The following is a 20,510-nucleotide window of genomic DNA, read 5'->3' as shown; positions in this document are numbered from 1 at the left end:
ACTCAAATTCGAAAGTTTACCACCTCAAAATTTGGCGCCGCTTTCATTAGACTAAAGAAGAAAAATACGTTTCATGGAAGAGGGGTAGAACGATGAAAAGGTTTAAGTCATGGAGCTTGCTGCTCCTGAGTGTCATCATGGTGTTCACGCTGGCCGCATGTGGAGGCGGCGGTAACGGAAGCAGTACGGCTGAATCTCCGGGGGGAGGCAGCAGCAGCGAAGAGACGGACAATACGAAAGAGGGAACCGAGTCCACAGAGAAAATCGAGCTCTCCTTCTGGTCGCTGGGAACAACCAACTATGAGGATCTGGCAAAGGAATATACGAAGGAGCATCCGAACATCACGTTCAAATTCCAGAATACGTCGGATCAAACCGCACATCACAACAACCTGACGACAGCATTGTCCGCTGGCTCGGGCGCGCCTGACATTTTCCAATTAGAAATCGCGTTTATGGAGCGTTATATCAACAACCAGGATAAATTCTACAATCTGTACGATCTGGGCGCTAAAGACTTAGAAGGCAACTACCTGGAGTGGAAATGGAAGCAGGCTACTTCGGTTGACGGCACCTTCCAACTCGGTCTGCCAACAGACATCGGTCCTACGGTCGTATATTACCGTACGGATATGGCAGAGCAAGCCGGACTGCCGACGGATCCGGACGGGTTTAGCGCAGCGATTGATTCATGGGACAAATTCGCCAGCGTAGCCAAGGACTTCACAAGCAAAACAGGAAAGCCGTTCGCCGACTTGACGGACCTGGTATATAACGGGGTGCGCGACCAATCCCCGGATCAAATCTACTTCAACAAAGAGGATGGCTCCTTTATCGGAGATACGAACCCGCAAGTGAGAAAAGCTTACGACTTTACGGTAAAAGGAATTCAGGAAGGCTGGATCGGCAACTGGATTCTGTGGTCTCCTGAATGGCAAAAAGCGATCAATGATGGAGACTTTGGCGTCATGCTCGGCCCGGCTTGGATTGCCGGTACGATCCGCAATGCGAAGGATACCGCAGGCAAATGGCAGATTGCCCAGCTTCCTGAAGGAGCAGGCAACTGGGGCGGTTCGTTCCTGACCCTGCCGAAGGAAGGCAAGCATTCGAAGGAAGCCTACGAATTCATCTCGTGGGTGCTCAACAAAGAGAATCAGCTGAAATCGTTCAAGGACAGCGGCTTGTTCCCATCCATCCCGGCGGTTTACAGCGAGCCTTCATTCACGGAGGAGAAGGATGAATTCTTCGGCGGTCAAGTCATTTCCGAAGCGTATGCCAAGTCGGCGGAACGCATCAAGCCGGTTTACTACGGACCGCTTCACGACCAGACCGACACGATCATCAAGAACGCGCTCAAAAACGTGCTGGAGAAAAAAGCCGACCCGCAAAAAGAATGGGAAAGCGCAATGAAACAAATCAAGACGCTGGTTGATCGCAGCTAGGAAAAGGAGTATTCCTCGCCAGCTCATTCAGCCTGTAATCCGTCCGAATCCGAGTAGGGAGGAAGCTCTCTTCGCTCGGATTCGGATTTATCCTTATCTACCTGGAGGTGCATTCATGGCAGACACAGTTACAGCAGAGTCACCGCAACCGGTGCCCCCGAGGCGGCGCATGTTGACGGAGACCGTGCGCAGCCGGTTTACGGCTTATACGTTCATATCGCCATTCTTCATCTTGTTCGCAATTTTTGGATTGTATCCGATTCTTTTTACCATCTATTTGTCCTTCTTCAAATGGGATGCACTCGGACCGATGAAGTACGTCGGCTTCAAGAACTACGAGCTGATTACAAGCGACCCGACCTTCTGGATCGCTTTCAGCAACACACTCATTATGGCTTTGATGGGAACCGTGCCGCAGCTGATTGTGGCATTATTTGTTGCGGTTATGCTCAACTCAGCCTTGAACAAGTTCAAGAACACGTTCCGCATTCTGTATTTTATGCCGAACATCACCTCCATCGTTGCCGTAACGCTGGTGTTCAGTACGATGTTTGGCAACAACGGGATGGTCAACTGGCTCCTGAACACCTTCGGCGCGGAAAGCGTACCGTTCAATTCCGGCTGGTGGGGAGTCAAAATCGCAATATCGTCCATGGTCATGTGGCGGTGGATGGGCTATAACGCCATTATTTTTCTGTCGGGTCTGCAGAGCATTCCGACCGATATTTATGAGGCGGCCAAAATCGACGGTGCCACCCGAGGTCAGCAGCTGCTCTATATCACGCTGCCGCTTCTTCGGCCATTCATTCTGTTCGTTACCTTGGTATCGACGATCGGGGCGCTCCAATTGTTTACGGAGCCTTATGTATTCCTAGGTCAGTCCGGTACGGGCTCTACGCGGCAGGAAGGGGTCACGATGGTCACTTATCTGTATAATGAAGCATTTAAGAACGGATTTTTCGGTACGGCTGCGGCAACGGCGGTGCTCTTGTTTATCGCCACGATTCTATTCTCGGTATTAAACATGATGGTGGGCCGCGAAGGTAAAGATACGGGAGGTAAAAAAGCATGAGCACAGTCGCCATAAGCCGGAAAAAACCGGATGAACCCGGTATTATCGCCAAATTCTTCTTCTACCTCTTCATGATCCTTGGCGCGCTGGTCTCGATCTTCCCGTTCTACTGGATGTTTGTCGTGGCTACGAATGACAAGGATGCGGCATTTCATATTCCGCCGCTCCTTACGCCCGGAACGGAGTTCCTGGATAACTTCTCGCGCGTGCTGGAGCGAACGGATTTTTTCAGGGCGTTGATGAACTCGGTCGTTGTGTCTTCCGCCGTTACATTGTCCGTTGTGTTCCTCTGTACGCTGGCGGGTTATGCTTTTGCCAAGTATGAATTCCCTTTGAAGAAGACGCTGTTTGTCTTTGTCATTGCCACGATGCTTGTGCCTGCCCAGCTGGGCGTGCTTCCACAGTACGTCATCATGGCCAAGCTGCACTGGATCGACAGCTACAAAGCGCTGATCGTGCCCGCCATGGTCAATGCCTTCGGCATCTTCTGGATGCGGCAGTACATCGCTTCCGCCGTTCATACCGAGCTGATCGAAGCGGGGCGGATTGATGGCGGCGGACATTTCCGGATTTTCTGGAACATCGCCATTCCTGTCGTAACACCGGCGATGGCTACGCTTGGGATTCTGAATTTCATGAACGTGTGGAATGATTTCTTCTGGCCGCTCGTCGTATTGAAAAACAGAGAAAATTACACCATTCAAATTGCGCTGCAGCAATTGTTCACCAATAAGGACGGCCTTGATTTCGGAATGATCATGTCGGCCACCTTCACGGCGACGCTGCCGCTTCTCATTGTGTTTCTATTGTTCAGCCGCTACGTCATCGCGGGACTGACATCAGGCGCCATAAAAAGTTAACAAGCAAGGTGAAGTCGACAAGGAATGCGGCCTGTCATGAAGAATAATAGACATAGTAGAGTGGAGGGAGGAAGGATCCATGAAACTCCGCCGAAAGATATTGCTGGCTATTATTCTTCTGGTCTTCATTCCGGTCATCGCGCTGGGCGGGGTATCCTATTACAGCTTTTCGGAAGCGATGGAGAAGAAGTCGAATGATTTCTACTGGATTTCGCTTCTGGAAACGGATCGCAAACTGAAGTTCGCCTTGAACGAAATCACGACGATTTCGAACTCGGCGATTACCCAGCAATCGGTTCAGCAGATGCTGAAACAGCCGGAATACGCGGTTACCTATGAACGGCGGCAGGAGATCAACAATCTGATCAATCATCCGATGATTGCGTCGTTTGCTTTTTATTCGAATGACCGGTTGATGTATAACACGAATGGCGGAATGGAGCTTCAGGAACTGAGGCAGCAGGCATGGTATGAAGCAGTAGAGAAGGCGGAGGGGCGTCCCGTATGGGTCGGACCCGGCGAGAACGGCTCTGCGGCTGACGGCGCTCCCGTTTTGATTCAATCCAGGGTCATCAAGGACTATTACTCGCTGGAGGATATCGGAACCGTGGTGATCTACGTGAAGCCGGATCTCCTCGATCAGGTGTTCTGGGAGGCGGCAACGCTGAAGCAGGGAGACATTTTGCTGGTCAACCAGCAGGGGCACATCGTGTTTAGCAAGTCAGGCGGGCATATCGGGGAGCGGACGGAATTCCCGTTTCTCTCGGATAGTTATAAGACGAATGGAAAAGGCTACTATATCGATCAATATGCAGGCGAAAAATCGCTGATCACATATTCACCTTCTCATAATAAAGATTGGTTTCTGGTCGCCATCACGCCAAGTAAACTGATTTCGGCCGAATCGGTCCCGATTCGCAACCTAGCCTTGATCCTGGGATTGATCTCGCTCGTGTCGGCGTTCCTGTTCGACCGTTTTTTTGTGCGCAGAATGGTGCGCAGCATCATCAGCGCGGTGAACGGGATGAAGCGCGTCAAGCAGGGCATCTTCGTCCCGATCCCGTCGCATAACGTGGCAGAAGACGAGACGGATCTGTTAATCGACGGCTTTAACCGGATGAGCACCCAGATCCAGGAGCTGATCGGACAGGTCGAGACGGAACAAGCACGAAAAAAGGAAGCGGAGCTGCAGGCGCTGGTCGCTCAGATCAATCCGCATTTTATCTATAATTCACTGGAATCGATCAATTCGATGGCCGTGCTTCAGGGCAACAAGGATATCAGCAAGATGGTGGTTTCACTTGGAAAGCTGCTGCGCATCAGCATCAGCGAGCATCACGAACTCATACCGCTTAGCATGGAGCTGGAGCATGTCCAGCATTATATGCGGATACAGAAATTCAGGTTTGAAGAAAAATTCGATTACGGCATTGAGCTTCCGAATGAACTGAGGCACTACGTTACGCAAAAGCTGATTATTCAGCCGATTGTTGAGAACGCTTTATATCACGGGATCGAGCCGATGGAGGAAAGCGGACTGATCTCCATCCGGGTGTCCGAGGACGGCGAGGATATCGTGATTGACGTGGAGGACAACGGTCCGGGCTTCGATCCGGAGACGCTGATGAAGCTGTGGAATTCGGATCCGGGACAGCTCAAGAAGTATCGCGAGAACGGAGTCGGATTGAAGAATGTCCATGAAAGGCTGCGGATCCGGTTTGGCAGCCGTTACGGCCTGATGATCTGTTCCTCCCCAGGTTACGGCTCCTTGATCCGAATCCGAATACCGAAAATACTGACATGACAGGGGGGGCTGCAGGGTGAGATGGTTTTGGAATTGGGGCTGGATCGTCGGATATGCCGCTCTGTTGGCGCTGTCTGTCGTGTGGGTGACGGTACAGAATCAGGGACCGGCCCAGGAGGAACAGCCGGAGAAAATTACGCTGACGTTCCGGCATTTCTGGAACAAGGAGCATGACAAGCCGGTGCTGGCGGTATTCGAGAGCATCGTTCGCACTTATGAGAAAGCGCATCCAAACGTAAAGGTGAACTTCGAGAGCATCGATCAGACGATTCACCGGGAACAAAAGCTGAAGAGCGAGATGGTGACCGGCACGCCGCCGGATATGTTTGTCCTGTTCGGAGGAGCCGAGATCGTGCCCTATGCCAGATCCAACCGGTTGATGGATTTAACGGATTTTTTGCAGGATACCGGATTGAAGGAGCAGTTCAAGGATCTGCATCATTGGACCTTCGAGGACCGTATTTATGGCCTGCCCTTCGAGGGACACGCAGAGCCGATCTATTATAACCGGGCTTTATTCCGGCAGCTGAAACTGGAGCCTCCGAAGACGCTGGGAGAGATGGACGAAGCTATTCGTGTTCTTCGAGAGAACGATATCATCCCCTTTGCGGTCGGCAACGAAGACAGGTGGCCGGCGGGAATTTTTGCCCACTATTTCATGGATCGCTACGCCGGGCCGGAACTGATTGACCGTCTGGTTGAAGGAGATGATCAGGTCAGCTTTGTGCAGGACTCCTACTTGGAGGCGTTTGAGCACTTGGAGCTGTGGATCAAAGAAGGGGCGTTTAGTCCGAACGCGAACGATCTTTCCACGGAAGAAGCGATTGCCCAGTTCACGGAAGGAAAAGCGGCAATGTATATGAACGGCAGCTGGGATATTACGCTGCTGCAGAATGAGGATTACCCGGATTTTCAGAACGAGATCGGCGTCATTCCCTTTCCGTCACTTTTTCCTGGCGAAGAACGGTCCTTGGCAGGGGGATATACGATCGGCATCGGGCTGTCATCGGACTTGGATGAAACGAAGAAGCAATCGGCTCTGGAGCTGCTGGGCATGTTCTATACTCCAGAGGTGCAGACTCGGCTGGTGTATGAAGGACTGCGCGTCCCTTCGATGAAGATTGACTACGATTCGAAGAAAACCGGGCCGGTGTTTGCCCAAGTCACGGAATTGATGGAGGAGTCTACGAGCACCTTTCTCCCTTACGACAACACGTTATCACCCGAGGTGAACAGTTCGTTCCTTAAGGTGATCGAGGATATGATTGGAGGACGGATCGATGCTGCCGGCGCATTGGAGCAAATTCAGAAGTCCTCGGTGCGGTATTGGAAGCTTAGGCGGAATACGACAGCAGAGTAAACAGAAGACAGGGGGAACGTCATGGGCGGATCGGAAGGCAAATTCAGAGTTATGCTGGTCGATGATGAGCCGATCATTCTGCGCAGTCTAAGGGCAGCCATCCCCTGGGATGAGCTGGATCTCGAAGTCGTTGGGGAGGCCAAGACAGGGGACAGCGCTCTCAAGCTGGCGCGTGAAGTATCGCCGCATATGATCATCAGTGATATACGGATGCCGGGAATGGATGGCATTACGCTCATGAAGGAGCTGAAGGCGGATCAGGCACGGCGGATCATTATTTTCATTAGCGGGTATGGCGAATTCGAATACGCAAGGGAAGCGCTGCGCGAAGGGGCTTTCGATTACTTGCTCAAGCCGATCGATCACGATGAGCTGACGGAAACGATAGCCAAGGCTGCTAGAACCCTGGAGAAGCAGATTGCGGATGATCAAATGCTGCACTCGATCAAGGTTTTATCTCTGCTGGCCCGAGAGAGGATGCTCACGGAATTTATCGAGGGAAATCGAAGCCCCCTGCAGCATATGCAGTGGCTGGAAGACAGCGAGCTGGAGCATGGATACACGATGGCCGTCATTCAGTTGGATCATTACTTGCGGCTTAACGAGTTATGGAGCATGGACGAGAAGCGCTTGTGGCTGTTTGCCGTACGGAACGTCCTGGAGGAATGGTCCTTGCAGCATGGCGGACTGACGGTATTTCCTTTCCGCAGCGGCGAATGGGTGCTGCTGTTTCCAAACCTGACGAGGGAGCGGCAGGAGGAGATCGGCCGGGATTTGGTGCAATTGATCAAGCGGAATACGAAGCTGTCCTGCTCGGTCGGCTTCAGTCCCAGCATGGCCGGGATAGACCGCTTGGGAACGGCTTACGAGACCGCCGTCCGCGCCTTATACCAGCGGTTTTATTCCGGGGAAGAGGGGGTGTTTCTAGGAACGCCCGATTCCATTATGGAAACGGCCAGCGAAGCGAAGTATCCGAAGCATCTCGAGTCGCTCATGGTGGAAAGCATCCGCACGCTTCACAAGGAGCGGCTGCTGGAGCTTTTTGACGAGACCAAGGCTTATATCGAGGAGCATGCGTTCAGCCGTGAGATGACCGAGCGGGTGCTGCTGGAGATGAGTGTCGTGCTGTATCGGCAGTTTGAGCATATGAAGGTGCTGTTTGAGTGGTCGCTGGAGGAATTGCTGCAGGAGCTTCATGCATCCGGCACCCTTCAGCAGCTGATGGAGGTCGTGAAAAGCCATTTCAGCAAGTGGATTGCCGAGAGCCGGTCCGGGCAGGCCAAGGACAATGTTCAGGCCGTTATGGGCAAAGCCAAGGAGTACATCGCGGAAAATTACCAGAAGGATCTCAGCATTGAAGAGGTATCGGAGCTGGCGGATTTGAGCATCAGCCATTTCTGTACCCTGTTTAAGGGAACAACGGGATATACGTTTCTGGAGTACTTAACGGAATGCCGGATCGAGAAGGCCAAGAGTATACTGCTGAATACGGATGTGAAGGTATACCAGGTAGCGCCAATGGTAGGGTATCAGGACCCGCGCTATTTTACGCAGGTGTTCAAAAAAATAACAGGGAAAACGCCCTCCGAGTATCGGGAAGAGGCGATATCCAAGACTTAAAGAGGCGAAGCCCCGTTCGTGGTGTTAATGGGCCAATCATGCGAGGATAGGTTTCAGCATAGCAGGGAATGAATAACAGATCCATTTTTCCGGAGTTGATCAGGGAAAAAGAGTTCTGTTATTTTTATTTTAAATATCTTAATGTTAAGACTTGACGTATTCTGAGTTAAATACTAAACTGAGATTAAGCACCAGATGCACAAGATAAGTTGAAGAAGCAAGGGTGAAGCAGCTTTTTGAATAAGGCGTTTCTTTATAACAGACAGGTGCCTTGGATGGTTCACGTGGTTTCGTTAATGAAGAATAAATCAAATATAAATGGAGGTTGAAGTCATGAAGTTTAAAGGAATTCATCACGTATCCGCGTTAACGGCTGCGGCTTCGCGGAACTTCGAATTTTATACAAAGGTTCTTGGCATGCGCTTGGTTAAGAAGACGGTGAACCAGGACGATGTCTCGGTATACCATCTGTTTTATGGCGACGAAAAAGGAAACCCTGGGACGGAGCTTACCTTCTTCGAAATTCCGATGGCCGGTCGGACCCGTGAGGGAAACAACAGCATCTCGGCAACATCCCTTCGCGTGCCCAGTGACCGCGCTTTGGAATACTGGACCCGGCGGTTGGATGAGCACGGTGTAGAACGCGAGGAGATCAAGGAACGTGCCGGCCGATTGACGCTTCTCTTCAGGGATTTCGAGGGTCAGCGCATCATTCTGGTTTCGGATGAACATAATGAGGGCGTTCCTGGAGGCATCCCGTGGGAAAAGGGACCGGTTCCGGCGGAATACGCCATTATCGGTTTAGGTCCGGTACAGCTTACCGTGCCTAATCCGCTGCAGACCGTGAAGGTATTGACGGAGCTGATGGGCTTCCGCTACAAAGGTCAGTATGCCTCGCCTGTAGACGGGCAGCCAGATATCCTTGTTTTTGAGACAGGGGAAGGCGGAACGGGAGCGGAAGTGCACGTCGAGGAACGAACGGACCTTCCGCAGGAGCGGCTTGGTCGGGGCGGCGTTCATCACGTTGCATTCCGCGTAGAGGACGAGGAGGAGCTCCGGGCATGGATCGACCGGATTGGCGATGTAGGGTTTTCGAATTCGGGGTTTGTCGATCGCTTCTACTTCCGTTCCTTGTATTTCAGAGAGCCTAACGGTATTTTGTTCGAAGTGGCTACCGACGGCCCGGGCTTTGACACGGATGAGCATATCGATCATCTCGGCGAATCCCTAGCGCTGCCGCCGTTCCTTGAGCCGAAGCGGGAACAGATTAAAGCGCACCTGAAGCCTCTTCATACCAATCAATCATAATGGCGCATATATGCGCAGCAACAAGCACCGGGCAAGCCTCCATTTTGAGGCATTTGCCGGGTGCTTTTTTTTATCTATTCATACAGCTGTGAAATGGCTTTTGCGGCTGTGCCGACATGCTCGCGCAGCTCCTGCGGAGCAATCACCTCGATTTCCGCTCCGCAGCTTAGAAGGAATGCGGAGGCCGATTCCAGGGTGTTGAATTCCAAATCTGCCGCTATCCACCCGTCGTTCTGGCTTTCCATGTCGCATCGGATTATTTTTACGTATCGCTCCCGCTCAAAGCGTTTGATCAGAGAGACGGTCATTCGAACCTGTGCCGGATACTTCGGGAGATTCTGCATGAACCGTGCCAGCGACTCCTCCCAATACTCGGCTAGATTAAAATCGGTCGGGCGCTCAAAGGTATCCTCGGACATGACGGCATCCACGATTCTCGATACACGGTAGGTTCGCAATTCGCCTTCGGATTCCGCGACCACATACCAGGTGCTGCGTTTGGCAACCAGCCCGAGCGGATAAATGATTCTTTCGACTCGCTCCTCCTCCTTCATATATTGGATTCGGGTGATACGATCCAGCCACAGCGCCTCCTGAAGCACTGTAAGATACGGATGCGATTCGCGGTAGGAGTGCCAGCCTGCGCCATCAATATGGATTTTTTCCCGAATGATTTCGGCGTCCTGCCTAACGGAGCTGGGGGAAGAGGCCAATAATTTCTGATAGGCCGCATCAAACTGCTTGCGGATTCCTAGATCCCCGATCAGCGGGCTGTGACTGGAGACCAGCAGGGAGATGAGCTCATCAGGCGTCATCCCGGTCAGGTTCGTTCGATAGCTCTCTTCCAGCACCCAACCGCCGAGGGAGCCTCTTTCCGCATAGACGGGAATACCGGCCGAGCTTAGACTTTCCATATCGCGTATGATCGTTCGTTCCGATACCTCGAGCTGCTCCGCTAAATAACGGGTATTTTTCTTACCCCCGTTTTGTAGCATCAGCATAATGGACAATAGACGATCCGCCCTCAAGTCATGTCACCTCTTTAATATCTGTAGAAGATAATTGTATTGTAGCACGGATGTAAGACAAGGGATGTCATATATGACTGATACGATAAGGATGTTGCGAATATTCAGTATACAGGTGGAGGTTACGCTATGAATCAGAATGAGCTTAAGCCATTACAAGGTAAAGTAGCCGTCGTTGCCGGAGCGACCCGTGGGGCTGGCCGCGCCATTGCGGTGATGCTGGGTGTTGCAGGGGCAACGGTGTATTGCACGGGACGGAGCGTACGTGGTCAGGTGTCGGATATCAAGCGGTCTGAGACGATTGATGACACGGCGGATATGTTGACGGCGAGGGGTGGAATCGGCATCGCCGTGCAATGTGACCATACCGTAGAGGAGCAAGTAAAGGCATTGTTTGAACGGATTCGCGAGGAGCAGCAAGGACGGCTGGACATCCTCGTTAATGATATATGGGGAGGCGAGAACCTCACGCACTGGAATATCCCGTTCTGGGAGCAGTTTCTGTCCGATGGATTGTTGATGCAGGAGCGGGCGGTTACCACGCACATGATCACAAGTTATTACGGTGTTCCGCTGATGGTGGACAGCGGCGGGGGATTGGTCATTGAAGTTACGGATGGATCTACGTATCGGTATCGCGGGAACTTGTACTACAGCCTGGCAAAAATTTCGGCGATCCACCTGGCTGCTGCCATGGCGGAAGAGTTGCGTCCCTATCAGGTAACTGCGCTGTCTGTTACGCCAGGATTTCTGCGTTCCGAGCAAATGCTGGATCACTTTGGCGTGACGGAAGACAATTGGCAGGATGCCGCAGCGCAAGAGCCGCATTTCATCGAGTCGGAGACCCCGTATTTCCTTGCGCAGGGCATTGCTGCGCTCGCAGCCGATCCGAATGTAGCCGACAAGAGCGGCAAGGCGCTCTCCAGCTGGGATTTGTCGGATGAATACGGATTTAGCGACATTGATGGACGCAGGCCGCATTGGGGGAATTATGCGAAGAAGCAAGCCCTTCCTCTTTTATAAAAGAAGGGGCATGTAAAACAGGGTGACCTACCGCCATGATGGCGAATAGGTCACCCTGTTTGGTTGTGGATTTATCCGCTGCGTAATCTGAATCGTGGCAGTTGCCGGTAAATCGCACCATGAAAGTCTTCATCCTATTCAATCAAGTTAGGAACGGCCGCGTCTCATCGAACCCATGATCAGGCTGACGATAAAGACAAGCACCACGGCACCGATCAGAGCAGGCAGGATGAAGAATCCTCCCATTTCCGGTCCCCAAGATCCGAGCAGAAGTCCACCAAGCCAAGCACCGACAAAACCAGCAATGATGTTACCGATGATACCGCCGGGAATGTCTCTGCCCATAATCAAGCCCGCAATCCAACCAATGATACCACCAACGATTAATGACCAAAGAAAACTCATTGTTTATCACCTCGTATAAGTTATAGTTGTTTGTGCCTTACTATTAACCAAAGACGTGACTTTTAAACCGGATGATGACAAAATCACTTTTTTCCAGCAGACGAAATATCGTGTCATTCTTTGATAAATGCTGGGCTTTTGATTATGCTTGAATTATCGTTAGGTTGAGAATAATAAAGGAGCTGGCATGGGACTCATGGTTGAGAAATGGACTGAAGAATATACGATTCAATCCGTTGATGCGGATTTTAGAGGGGATTGCCGTTGGTCTTCGCTGCTCAGTATTTTGCAAAGAGCGGCTGACCGGCATATTGAGGCGCTCGGGATCAGTCGCGAGGAGATGATCGAGCGGGGAATGGGCTGGATGCTGATAACGCTTGAGCTTGATATGCGGCAGATGCCAAGGGATATGGACACAGTATATGTTGACACCTGGAGCCGCGGGTCCAAAGGAGCGCTGTGGCACCGGGATTATCGGATAAAGAACGGCTCTGGAGAAATGCTGGGCGAAGCCCGCTCGGTATGGGCCCTGGTAGATATCCATAAACGGAAAATTTTGCGTCCGTCCATGTTTCCATATGAGGTGCCGATCGGTGAGGAAACGGTTGGAGAACTGCCAAACAAAGCCGTATTACCGGAAGGAGTACAGCTGGATGAGGCTTATACGTACATGGTCCGGTACAGCGGAATCGATACGAATGGTCATTTGAATAATGCCCGTTATGCAGACCTGTGCTTTGACGTGCTGAGTGAGCAGGAGCTTCGGGAAGGGCAAGTGACCGGCTTCAAGATTACATATCATAACGAGGCCAGGCTGAAGGATACGATGCTGATCCGACGTTCGGTAGAAGAGAACAACAGGGTGTACGTACAAGGCACGTCGCCTGACGGAACCAACTTTTTTGAAGCGGCTATCGTTAGGGAATCATAAACCATCAGGTGGATTCTTTCGGAAGGGAAAGAACGGCCTGACGCTTCATGGAGGGTGAACGGATGTACAAAATCATGATTGTTGAGGATGACCCCAAGCTGGCGGGGCTGCTGCAATCGCATATCGAGCGGTACGGAAATGATGGAACCATCATCGAAGATTTCGATCATGTGCTGGAGCGATTCCATGAGATAAAGCCGCATATTGTTCTGCTCGACGTGAATCTGCCAAGCTTTGACGGCTATTATTGGTGCCGCCAGATCAGGTCGGTCTCAACCTGTCCGATTATTTTCATATCCGCTCGGAACGGGACACCCGATCAGTTACGGGCGCTGGAGAACGGCGCGGATGATTATATCACCAAGCCGTTTGCTTATGATATCGTCATCGCCAAGATCCACAGCCAGCTTCGACGCGTATACGGTGATTATGCAGCAGCATCCGCCGAGCGTACGGTTGAGAAGGACGGGCTGGTCCTGTATCCCGAACGGATGGAGCTGATCCTTGAGGACCGGACATCCATACTCACCAAAAAAGAAACCATCCTCCTGGAAACGCTGCTCAGCCGGAGCCCGCGGCTGGTCACGCGCGAGACGATTCTGGAGAAGCTGTGGGATGATACATTCGTTGACGATAATACGCTCAGCGTGAATATTAACCGGGTGCGCAAACGGCTTGCGGAATTAGGGATTGAGAATGCGCTGGAAACGATCCGCGGCTCCGGATACCGACTGCATACGGTTTGGAAGAGGTAAGGGCAGGCTGTGAAAAAGCTGTTTTGGCGTGAGCAACTGCCCTTGATACTATTTACGGTCGCCGAGTTGTTTGTGGTGCTGCTCGTATTCTGGTATGACGGTTATGATCATCCGGTGACAGCGGCCTATGCCGTTTTCCTCGGTCTGACCATTCTGGGCGGATACTTGGCATTCAGGTACTTCACGCACCGGGATTTCTATGAGCGGCTGTCACAGCCTATCAGGTCGCTGGAGGAATCGATCAAGCATAATGAATCCGCCCCGCTGCCCACGGCTCTTAGCGAGCTTATGGAAGAGCAATACCGTCAATACCGAACGGTCATGGAAGAGTGGGAGCGCCGGCGGAAAGAGCATATGATCTTCATGAATCAATGGGTACATCAGATGAAAACGCCGCTGTCTGTCATTGAGGTGATCACGCAAGAAGATGATAACGATTCCTTCAAGAGTATATCCGAAGAGTCCGACCGGATTCGGCGCGGGCTTGAGATGGTGCTTTACATGTCCAGGCTTGAAACATTTGAACAGGATTTCAGCGTGGAGCCTGTGAAGCTCTACCAGATTGCAGTCGATGCAGTTCACGAGAACAAGCGCTACTTTATTCACAGCCATGTGTATCCGGAAGTCCGGATCAACCCGGACCTCACCGTCCAGACGGATGCCAAGTGGCTTCGTTTCATCATGCTGCAGCTGCTGTCCAACGCCGTCAAATATTCCGCCGGTACCGGCCTTAAAGTGACGATCCAAGCCCACCGGAGCGAGAATCACCGTCATGTTGTGCTGGAGATCACGGATCGCGGGATAGGCATACCCAAATCCGACATGAAGCGGGTGTTCGACCCGTTCTATACCGGGGAAAACGGACGCAAGCTGAAGGAATCCACCGGCATGGGCTTATATCTCGTCAAGGAGGTCGTTCATAAAATGAACCACCAAATCGAGTTGGAATCCGAGCAGGGGAAAGGAACGACCGTGAGGTTGATTTTTTCGAGGTGAGACTATCTCATGGTGGCGGTCGTTCACTGAGGATGTTATGACGGTTATACCATCCATGGTGGTTCAGGGCCACCGAACGTATTTGTTTCGAGACTGCATTGAAGGGGTTGTAATCAGATACTCTGGGTCACGTAGCTGGTAAGCTGACCTTGTCTCGCGCTGAGAATGTTTTGGTAAACATTACGAAGCGCTGAGATAAGGTTTTTTTGTTTGTTTAATATATTGAAGTATGCATCCGCACGCACCAGCGAAAGAGGACGAAACGATTCCGAAGAAGCGAAGCGGTCGCCTTTGCACCCGAATTTTTACCACAGCGTAATCGTTCAGAAAATTAGGGGGCAACAGCGATCGTAGGAACGTTACGTACTCGAAGCGGCCTTAGAATCACAACCGTGACGTACTCTGAGTGGGTCTGCGCATGAATCTTACACCGATGTAAGATTGGTGAAAGAGTGATCGATAGGAGAAGCTCCGGGGATGCTATACACTAACCTTACAAGATATGAATAACGAAGGTGAGGTTTACAAGATGGAAATTCTAAACGTGCGCAATTTGGGCAAAGTCTACAAGGCCGCGGTGTCCCACGAGGCGCTTTCCAATATCAATCTGAGCATCAACGAAGGGGAATTCGTTGGCATCATGGGACCATCCGGCAGCGGAAAAACAACGCTGCTTAACATGATATCAACCATCGACCGTCCCACATCCGGGGAGATCTACATTGGCGGGGAAGATCCGTTCCGTTTATCCCAGGACAAACTCGCGATGTTTCGCCGCCGAGAGCTCGGGTTTGTCTTTCAGTCCTTCAACCTGCTGAATACGCTGACGGTGAAGGAGAACATCCTGCTGCCGTTGGCGCTGGACGGGGTGGATCTGGATGAGATGAATCGCCGGGTAGGGATATTGGCCGAGAAGCTGGGCATTACATCGATTCTGGATAAGCGGACTTACGAAATATCCGGGGGACAGGCGCAGCGGACGGCCGTAGCACGTGCGATGATCCATGTACCGAAGCTGGTCCTGGCCGATGAACCGACGGGGAATCTGGACTCCAAATCGGCGCGCGACGTCATGGAGATTATGGACCGGAGAAACAAAGAGGACAAAGTGACGATGCTGCTGGTCACCCACGATCCGGTTGCCGCAAGTTACTGCAATCGGGTGGTGTTTATCAAGGACGGTCAGTTGTACAACGAAATCACATACGGCGAGAGCCAATCGGCCTTTTATCAAAAAATCATCAATGTGTTATCGCTGCTGGGAGGTTCGGGACATGAATTTTCGCCAGTTCGCCATTAACAATGTCCTGCGCAGCAAGCGCACGTATATCGCCCATTTCCTGAGCAGCGCCTTCTCGGTCATGATTTTCTTTACCTACGGGCTGCTGTCGTTTCATCCGCAGCTTAAGGATGGCCTGGTGTCCTCCAGTGATACCATGTCCATGCTGGGCACGATGGGGATGACGGTATCCCAGTATATTGTGTTTGTCTTTTCGTTCTTTTTCCTGCTCTATTCCGTGGGGGCCTTTATTAAAGTCCGGAAGAAGGAATTCGGCATACTGTTGATTCTCGGGATGTCCCGCAAGCAATTGAACCGAATGCTGTTCATCGAAAATATATTGATTGGCGTTGCGGCGATCGCAGCCGGGATCGGGACGGGCGTTCTGTTCTCGAAACTGATTCTGTTAATCAGCGCGAAGCTGCTGGCCGTGGATAATGGACTTCCGTTTTATTTTCCGCTCAAAGCGCTTCTTATCACAGCAGCGGCTTATGCCGTCCTGTTCCTGCTGATTGCACTGTGTTCTTCGTTCATGCTGAGGAAGGGCACGCTGCTTGCGCTCGTTAAAGCGGAGGAAAGTCCCAAACCGCAGCCCAAAGCCTCTCCTTGGCTGGCCGTGCTGGCTGTCCTGTTGATTGGTGCCGGATACGGTATGGTTTTGGCCTTTGCGATTCTCCAAATCTTTAATTTTATTCTGCTGTTTGGAGGCGTTGTTCTCGTTGTCATCGGCACGTATTTTCTCTTCACCCAGTTCAGCGTATATTTTATGCGGTATTTGCAGAAGAAGGAGCGATTTTTCTTCCGTCGAACCAATCTGCTGACAATCTCGGAGCTCCTGTACAGAATCAAGGACAATGCGGTGATGTTTTTCCTCGTTTCGGTTATCTCGGCATCTGCCTTTACCGGTATCGGGACCACGCTCGCAATTGGAGATCCGGGGCTGTCGGCCATGGAGAATCCTTATGCCTACACATACTCCATGTATGATGAGGACGCTGATAAAGGGAATCGGCATCTTGATATCATCAGGGAGGAGCTTAAAAAGGGCGGATTCGATTATAAGGAGGCGGAGGTTACCCCGATTTTCTCGGATAACGGGGTGCAGCTGGTTAAGCTTAGCCAATATAACCGTCTCATTCAGTCACTGGGTTACCCGGCAGAAACATTGGGCGATCTGGAAGGAATCTTGACTCCGGGAACGGTCTCGGAGAAGAACAGCTACCGAATCAACGGTCCTTTAAATAGTCAGTTCGAGGTATTAAACGGCAAGAAATCGGAAATCGTCAAGGTGCTCAAAGCCGAAACGTTTATTGCCGTACCGGCAACCTATGGCGAGACGCTGGTCGTATCCGACCGCTTGTACGACGATGCGTTCAAGGCACAGCAGGATCAGGATGAGGAGTACGGTTATGCGGCATACCATACGTTTTACGTACAGGATTGGAAGAATACTGGGGATGTATCCAGAGCGATTCTGGATCGTCTCAACGAGAATGAGGACTACAGTTATTATGTAAAATCATTGTATATGGATTGGAAAAGTGCTCAGCAGCAGAACGGCATTCTGCTTATGGTAAGCGGCTTGGTCGGCATCGTGTTCTTCACCTTCGCGGCAAGCTTTGTTTATTTCCGGCTGTACGCGGATCTTGCCCGGGACGAACAGCAGTATCGCATGATTGCGAAGGTCGGACTCAGCAAAAAAGAGCTTGGCACTATCATTACCAAGCAGCTTGTCATTATGTTCTTTTTACCAATGCTGATCGCACTCATTCATAGCGGCGTTGCCTTCGTAGCCCTGCAGCAACTGGTAGACTTCTCGATTGTTGGGCACAGTTTGAAGATCTTTATCTTCTTCCTGAGCATCCAGGTCATATATTTCTTTATTACTCGCTGGCGTTATCTGGACCGTCTCAACAAAATCATTCAGTAAAAATCGCCATTTCTTCGTTGAAAAGTGCCAAAACGGGTATGTTATTACAAGAAGCATTTACAACGAGAAGTGGGGGCGATTCCATAATGAATGATCACAGCATGTTAAAGACGGGTGCAGTCGAGACGGAAGAGATTACGCCGGATATTCTATCCTTGCGTACGGTTATGGTGAACGTCCAGATGATCGGTACGCGGGGGACGGGCGACTGGGTACTGATTGATACGGGACTCGGAAATTTTGAAGGGTCCATTGTAGAAGAAGCTGAGAAAAGATTCGGAAAGCCGCCGGTTTGCATTGTGCTCACCCATGGCCATTTCGACCATGTCGGGAATGTGAAGGAATTGGCGGACCGCTGGAGTGTACCTGTCTACGCTCATCGGGATGAACTCCCATTCCTTACGGGAAAAGAAGACTATCCACCAGGTGATCCAAGCGTGGGCGGCGGATTGATGGCCCGCGTTGCCCCGATGTATCCGAACAAAGCCATCGATCTGGGCTCCAGGATACAACCGCTGCCGGAGAACGGCAGCGTGCCGGGTCTTTCTGAATTTAAATGGCTGCCGACACCGGGCCATAGCCCCGGCCATATCTCCCTGTTCCGCGAACGGGATCGAGTCCTCGTTGCGGGAGACGCGGTGATTACGGTGAAGCAAGAGTCGGCGCTAGCCGTCATCGGGCAGGAGAAGGAGCTGCATGGTCCGCCGATGTATTTTACCCCGGATTGGGATCTTGCGCGGGAGTCGGTTCGCCGCCTGTCAAGCTTGAATCCCGGAGTTCTGATCACGGGACACGGAGTTTCGATGCGGGGTGAGGAGCTTACCGCTTCACTCGAACGGCTAGCTCGGAATTTTGATCGTTTGGCCGTTCCCGAGCAAGGTCGGTATGTGGATGAGGAACCAAATTGAATGAGGACGGATCAATCATCCGTTTCATGATATGAACGTTTTATAGGCTGAACGAGACACCATAAGGGCGATGGCCTTGCGGTGTTTTTTCATAGGCTGAATATTCAATATGGAAATGATTAACGGAATTGTGCGAAAATGAAGGTGATAGCAACACCAGATTTTTAAAAAAAAGATGAACTGGCGTGAACCTAATCGCGCTCTCAGGCATCTAACTTATGTAAGGCAAAGGAAGTGTTGCAGAGGAGGTCTCCCAATGTGAACAAGAAATCCAATATAGTACGCGATGTCCAGCTTGCCAAGCATGGGGATCGGGAAGCCTTTAGCAGGCTGGTCCACGCTTGTGAGCGTAATTTGTATGGCTTGGCCCGCTTGTATCTGAGGCGGGAAGAGGATTGCGCGGATGCCGTACAGGAAGCGATTTATAAATCCTTCGCAGCGATGTCGACCTTAAAGCAGCCTGCTTATTTTAGAACATGGCTGTCCCGCATTCTTATTCATGAATGCCTGCAACTGCTGCGCTCCCAGCAGCGGCTGCGGACGGTTGAACTTGCCACTGGGGGTGTCGATGCACTGCCGTATGAAGCGATCGAACTCAACGAAGCCGTGACCCATCTGGAAGATGATTTACGCAGAGTTATTCAGCTTCACTATTATCGGGATATACCGATCAACCATATCGCCAAGATGGTAGGTATACCGGAAGGAACGGTGAAATCCCGGCTGTACCGGGCGCGTGCCATATTGGCGGAAAGATTGGATCCTTCCACGGAAAGGAACGTGAGCCACGACCCGATAGTATGTAAGGAGCCGAGTCTGAAGAACTTTGCTCCTATACTCATGATGATCCGGACGGTTAGGCTTATCGGCGATTACGATATCATTCACAGATCATGGGGTGTAACGGCTTGATGGAAACGAAACAGAATGTCAGATTGATGGACAAACCCGACCTTGGAGCATGTTCCGAGCTGATGCTCAAGGTCTTTAGCGGCGAACCCTGGTTCGATCAGTGGGACTCCGTGCAGCATGTACAGCAATACCTCGGAGAATTTATGGACAATCCGGTATTCCTGGGATTTGTTATAGAACAGGATGGTCAGATACTGGGAGCTTGTTTTGGTCATACGAAGAGTTGGTATAGCGGTAAGGAATACTATATCCAGGAGTATTATATCGATACCGATCTGCAGGGCGGCGGACTAGGTTCGGCATTAATGCATGGCATAAAGGAGTATTTGAAATCGATTAACATTCATTGCATGGTGCTGCTTACGGAAAAGGATCTTCCGGCGGAAGATTTTTATCGGAAACACGGTTTTGAAGTGAAGAAGGATATCATTTTTATGGCCAACAGATTTTAGTCGGCGGGATATATATTGAAAATAGGGGAGCTGTCTTGATGTCGGTGCGTGTTCTTAACTAACCAAATTGTATAGGACTCTCTGCTTGTCTTTTGGCAAAAACCCACTTTTCGTGAGGTTTATTTGTCATGGCGCGAAGGCTCTGAGTCCACCTGGTTAAGAACACAACAGCCATCCCTTATATATTGACTGTACAGCCGTGCCCCGGGCACGGCTTCCCGCTGGGGGACAGAAGGTGGACGATGGTTCATTAAAATGTACCCCATGTAAAGGACAATTAAAAAAGGTTAGGCACTTTGAAGAAGATGATTTCTGTACTGTACAGGAGTCATCTTCTTTAAGTTCCATTGATATCGATAGTGGTTGTAATACGTTGATATCGATAGTGGTTGTAATACGTCATATAGCTTTTAATCTCTTGTTTT

The 20,510-nt window shown here is 51.1% G+C and carries 18 protein-coding genes and 1 pseudogene; 16 read left to right on the top strand and 3 right to left on the bottom strand.

The window, feature by feature from the left end; translation table 11 throughout:
• The first annotated feature begins 92 nt into the window (after positions 1–92).
• From ACPV3A_RS32990 to ACPV3A_RS32960, 7 genes are all read left to right on the top strand, one after another.
• Positions 93–1,442, top strand: coding sequence for an ABC transporter substrate-binding protein (locus tag ACPV3A_RS32990; protein WP_426203988.1), 1,350 nt, complete (start codon positions 93–95; stop codon positions 1,440–1,442).
• Positions 1,443–1,557: 115 nt separating this feature from the next.
• Positions 1,558–2,514 (top strand): carbohydrate ABC transporter permease, encoded by a 957-nt coding sequence (locus ACPV3A_RS32985; RefSeq protein WP_426203986.1) that lies wholly within the window; start codon positions 1,558–1,560, stop codon positions 2,512–2,514.
• Positions 2,511–3,374 carry a carbohydrate ABC transporter permease gene (locus ACPV3A_RS32980; RefSeq protein WP_071221584.1) on the top strand — a complete coding sequence of 288 codons (864 nt, stop codon included), beginning with the start codon at positions 2,511–2,513 and terminating at the stop codon, positions 3,372–3,374. The genes ACPV3A_RS32985 and ACPV3A_RS32980 overlap by 4 nt, the downstream gene beginning before the upstream one ends.
• 79 nt (positions 3,375–3,453) lie before the next feature.
• Positions 3,454–5,178, top strand: a complete 1,725-nt coding sequence (locus ACPV3A_RS32975) for a cache domain-containing sensor histidine kinase (protein ID WP_194540948.1) — start codon at positions 3,454–3,456, stop codon at positions 5,176–5,178.
• A gap of 16 nt (positions 5,179–5,194) precedes the next feature.
• Complete coding sequence (locus tag ACPV3A_RS32970) at positions 5,195–6,538, top strand: ABC transporter substrate-binding protein (RefSeq protein ID WP_426203983.1); 1,344 nt, start codon at positions 5,195–5,197, stop codon at positions 6,536–6,538.
• Between the two features lie 21 nt (positions 6,539–6,559).
• Positions 6,560–8,158, top strand: coding sequence for a response regulator (locus tag ACPV3A_RS32965; RefSeq protein ID WP_426203981.1), 1,599 nt, complete (start codon positions 6,560–6,562; stop codon positions 8,156–8,158).
• A gap of 333 nt (positions 8,159–8,491) precedes the next feature.
• A complete protein-coding gene (locus ACPV3A_RS32960; protein ID WP_426203979.1) occupies positions 8,492–9,466 on the top strand; it encodes a ring-cleaving dioxygenase in 975 nt (324 codons plus the stop codon).
• Between the two features lie 74 nt (positions 9,467–9,540).
• On the opposite strand, the gene ACPV3A_RS32955 is transcribed toward ACPV3A_RS32960, so the two are convergent.
• Complete coding sequence (locus tag ACPV3A_RS32955) at positions 9,541–10,494, bottom strand: helix-turn-helix transcriptional regulator (protein ID WP_426203978.1); 954 nt, start codon at positions 10,492–10,494, stop codon at positions 9,541–9,543.
• 129 nt (positions 10,495–10,623) lie between these two features.
• Here ACPV3A_RS32955 and ACPV3A_RS32950 point away from each other — a divergent pair, with 129 nt between their 5' ends.
• Positions 10,624–11,517, top strand: coding sequence for an SDR family oxidoreductase (locus ACPV3A_RS32950; RefSeq protein ID WP_426203976.1), 894 nt, complete (start codon positions 10,624–10,626; stop codon positions 11,515–11,517).
• A 147-nt stretch (positions 11,518–11,664) separates the two neighbouring features.
• Here ACPV3A_RS32950 and ACPV3A_RS32945 read toward each other — a convergent pair whose 3' ends face one another.
• Positions 11,665–11,922, bottom strand: a complete 258-nt coding sequence (locus ACPV3A_RS32945) for a GlsB/YeaQ/YmgE family stress response membrane protein (protein ID WP_006208269.1) — start codon at positions 11,920–11,922, stop codon at positions 11,665–11,667.
• A 196-nt stretch (positions 11,923–12,118) separates the two neighbouring features.
• Between ACPV3A_RS32945 and ACPV3A_RS32940 the strand changes: the two genes are divergently transcribed.
• From ACPV3A_RS32940 to ACPV3A_RS32905, 8 genes are all read left to right on the top strand, one after another.
• Positions 12,119–12,853, top strand: a complete 735-nt coding sequence (locus ACPV3A_RS32940) for an acyl-[acyl-carrier-protein] thioesterase (RefSeq protein ID WP_233354750.1) — start codon at positions 12,119–12,121, stop codon at positions 12,851–12,853.
• A gap of 62 nt (positions 12,854–12,915) precedes the next feature.
• Positions 12,916–13,608, top strand: coding sequence for a response regulator transcription factor (locus ACPV3A_RS32935; protein WP_071221576.1), 693 nt, complete (start codon positions 12,916–12,918; stop codon positions 13,606–13,608).
• A 9-nt stretch (positions 13,609–13,617) separates the two neighbouring features.
• A complete protein-coding gene (locus tag ACPV3A_RS32930) occupies positions 13,618–14,604 on the top strand; it encodes a sensor histidine kinase (protein ID WP_426203972.1) in 987 nt (328 codons plus the stop codon).
• A gap of 529 nt (positions 14,605–15,133) precedes the next feature.
• Entirely contained in the window at positions 15,134–15,904 is a 771-nt protein-coding gene (locus ACPV3A_RS32925) for an ABC transporter ATP-binding protein (RefSeq protein WP_426203970.1), read from the top strand.
• A complete protein-coding gene (locus tag ACPV3A_RS32920; RefSeq protein ID WP_194540956.1) occupies positions 15,879–17,813 on the top strand; it encodes an FtsX-like permease family protein in 1,935 nt (644 codons plus the stop codon). The genes ACPV3A_RS32925 and ACPV3A_RS32920 overlap by 26 nt, the downstream gene beginning before the upstream one ends.
• An 86-nt stretch (positions 17,814–17,899) precedes the next feature.
• The gene (locus tag ACPV3A_RS32915; protein ID WP_426203967.1) at positions 17,900–18,721 is read left to right on the top strand and encodes an MBL fold metallo-hydrolase; all 822 of its coding nucleotides are present in this window, start codon (positions 17,900–17,902) and stop codon (positions 18,719–18,721) included.
• 258 nt (positions 18,722–18,979) lie between these two features.
• Complete coding sequence (locus tag ACPV3A_RS32910; protein ID WP_426203965.1) at positions 18,980–19,633, top strand: sigma factor; 654 nt, start codon at positions 18,980–18,982, stop codon at positions 19,631–19,633.
• On the top strand, positions 19,633–20,085 hold the full coding sequence (locus ACPV3A_RS32905; protein WP_426203963.1) for a GNAT family N-acetyltransferase: 453 nt from the start codon (positions 19,633–19,635) through the stop codon (positions 20,083–20,085). Before ACPV3A_RS32910 ends, ACPV3A_RS32905 begins: the two co-directional genes overlap by 1 nt.
• Before the next feature lie 287 nt (positions 20,086–20,372).
• Here ACPV3A_RS32905 and ACPV3A_RS32900 read toward each other — a convergent pair.
• A pseudogene (locus ACPV3A_RS32900) lies at positions 20,373–20,456 on the bottom strand (IS3 family transposase); the annotation flags it as partial.
• Between the last annotated feature and the right edge of the window lie 54 nt (positions 20,457–20,510).

This window comes from Paenibacillus sp. Dod16 (assembly GCF_049893405.1).
Lineage (GTDB): Bacteria > Bacillota > Bacilli > Paenibacillales > Paenibacillaceae > Paenibacillus_AQ.
The sequence above is the reverse complement of the archived record's forward strand: the minus strand, read 5'-3'. Positions and strand labels throughout refer to the sequence as shown.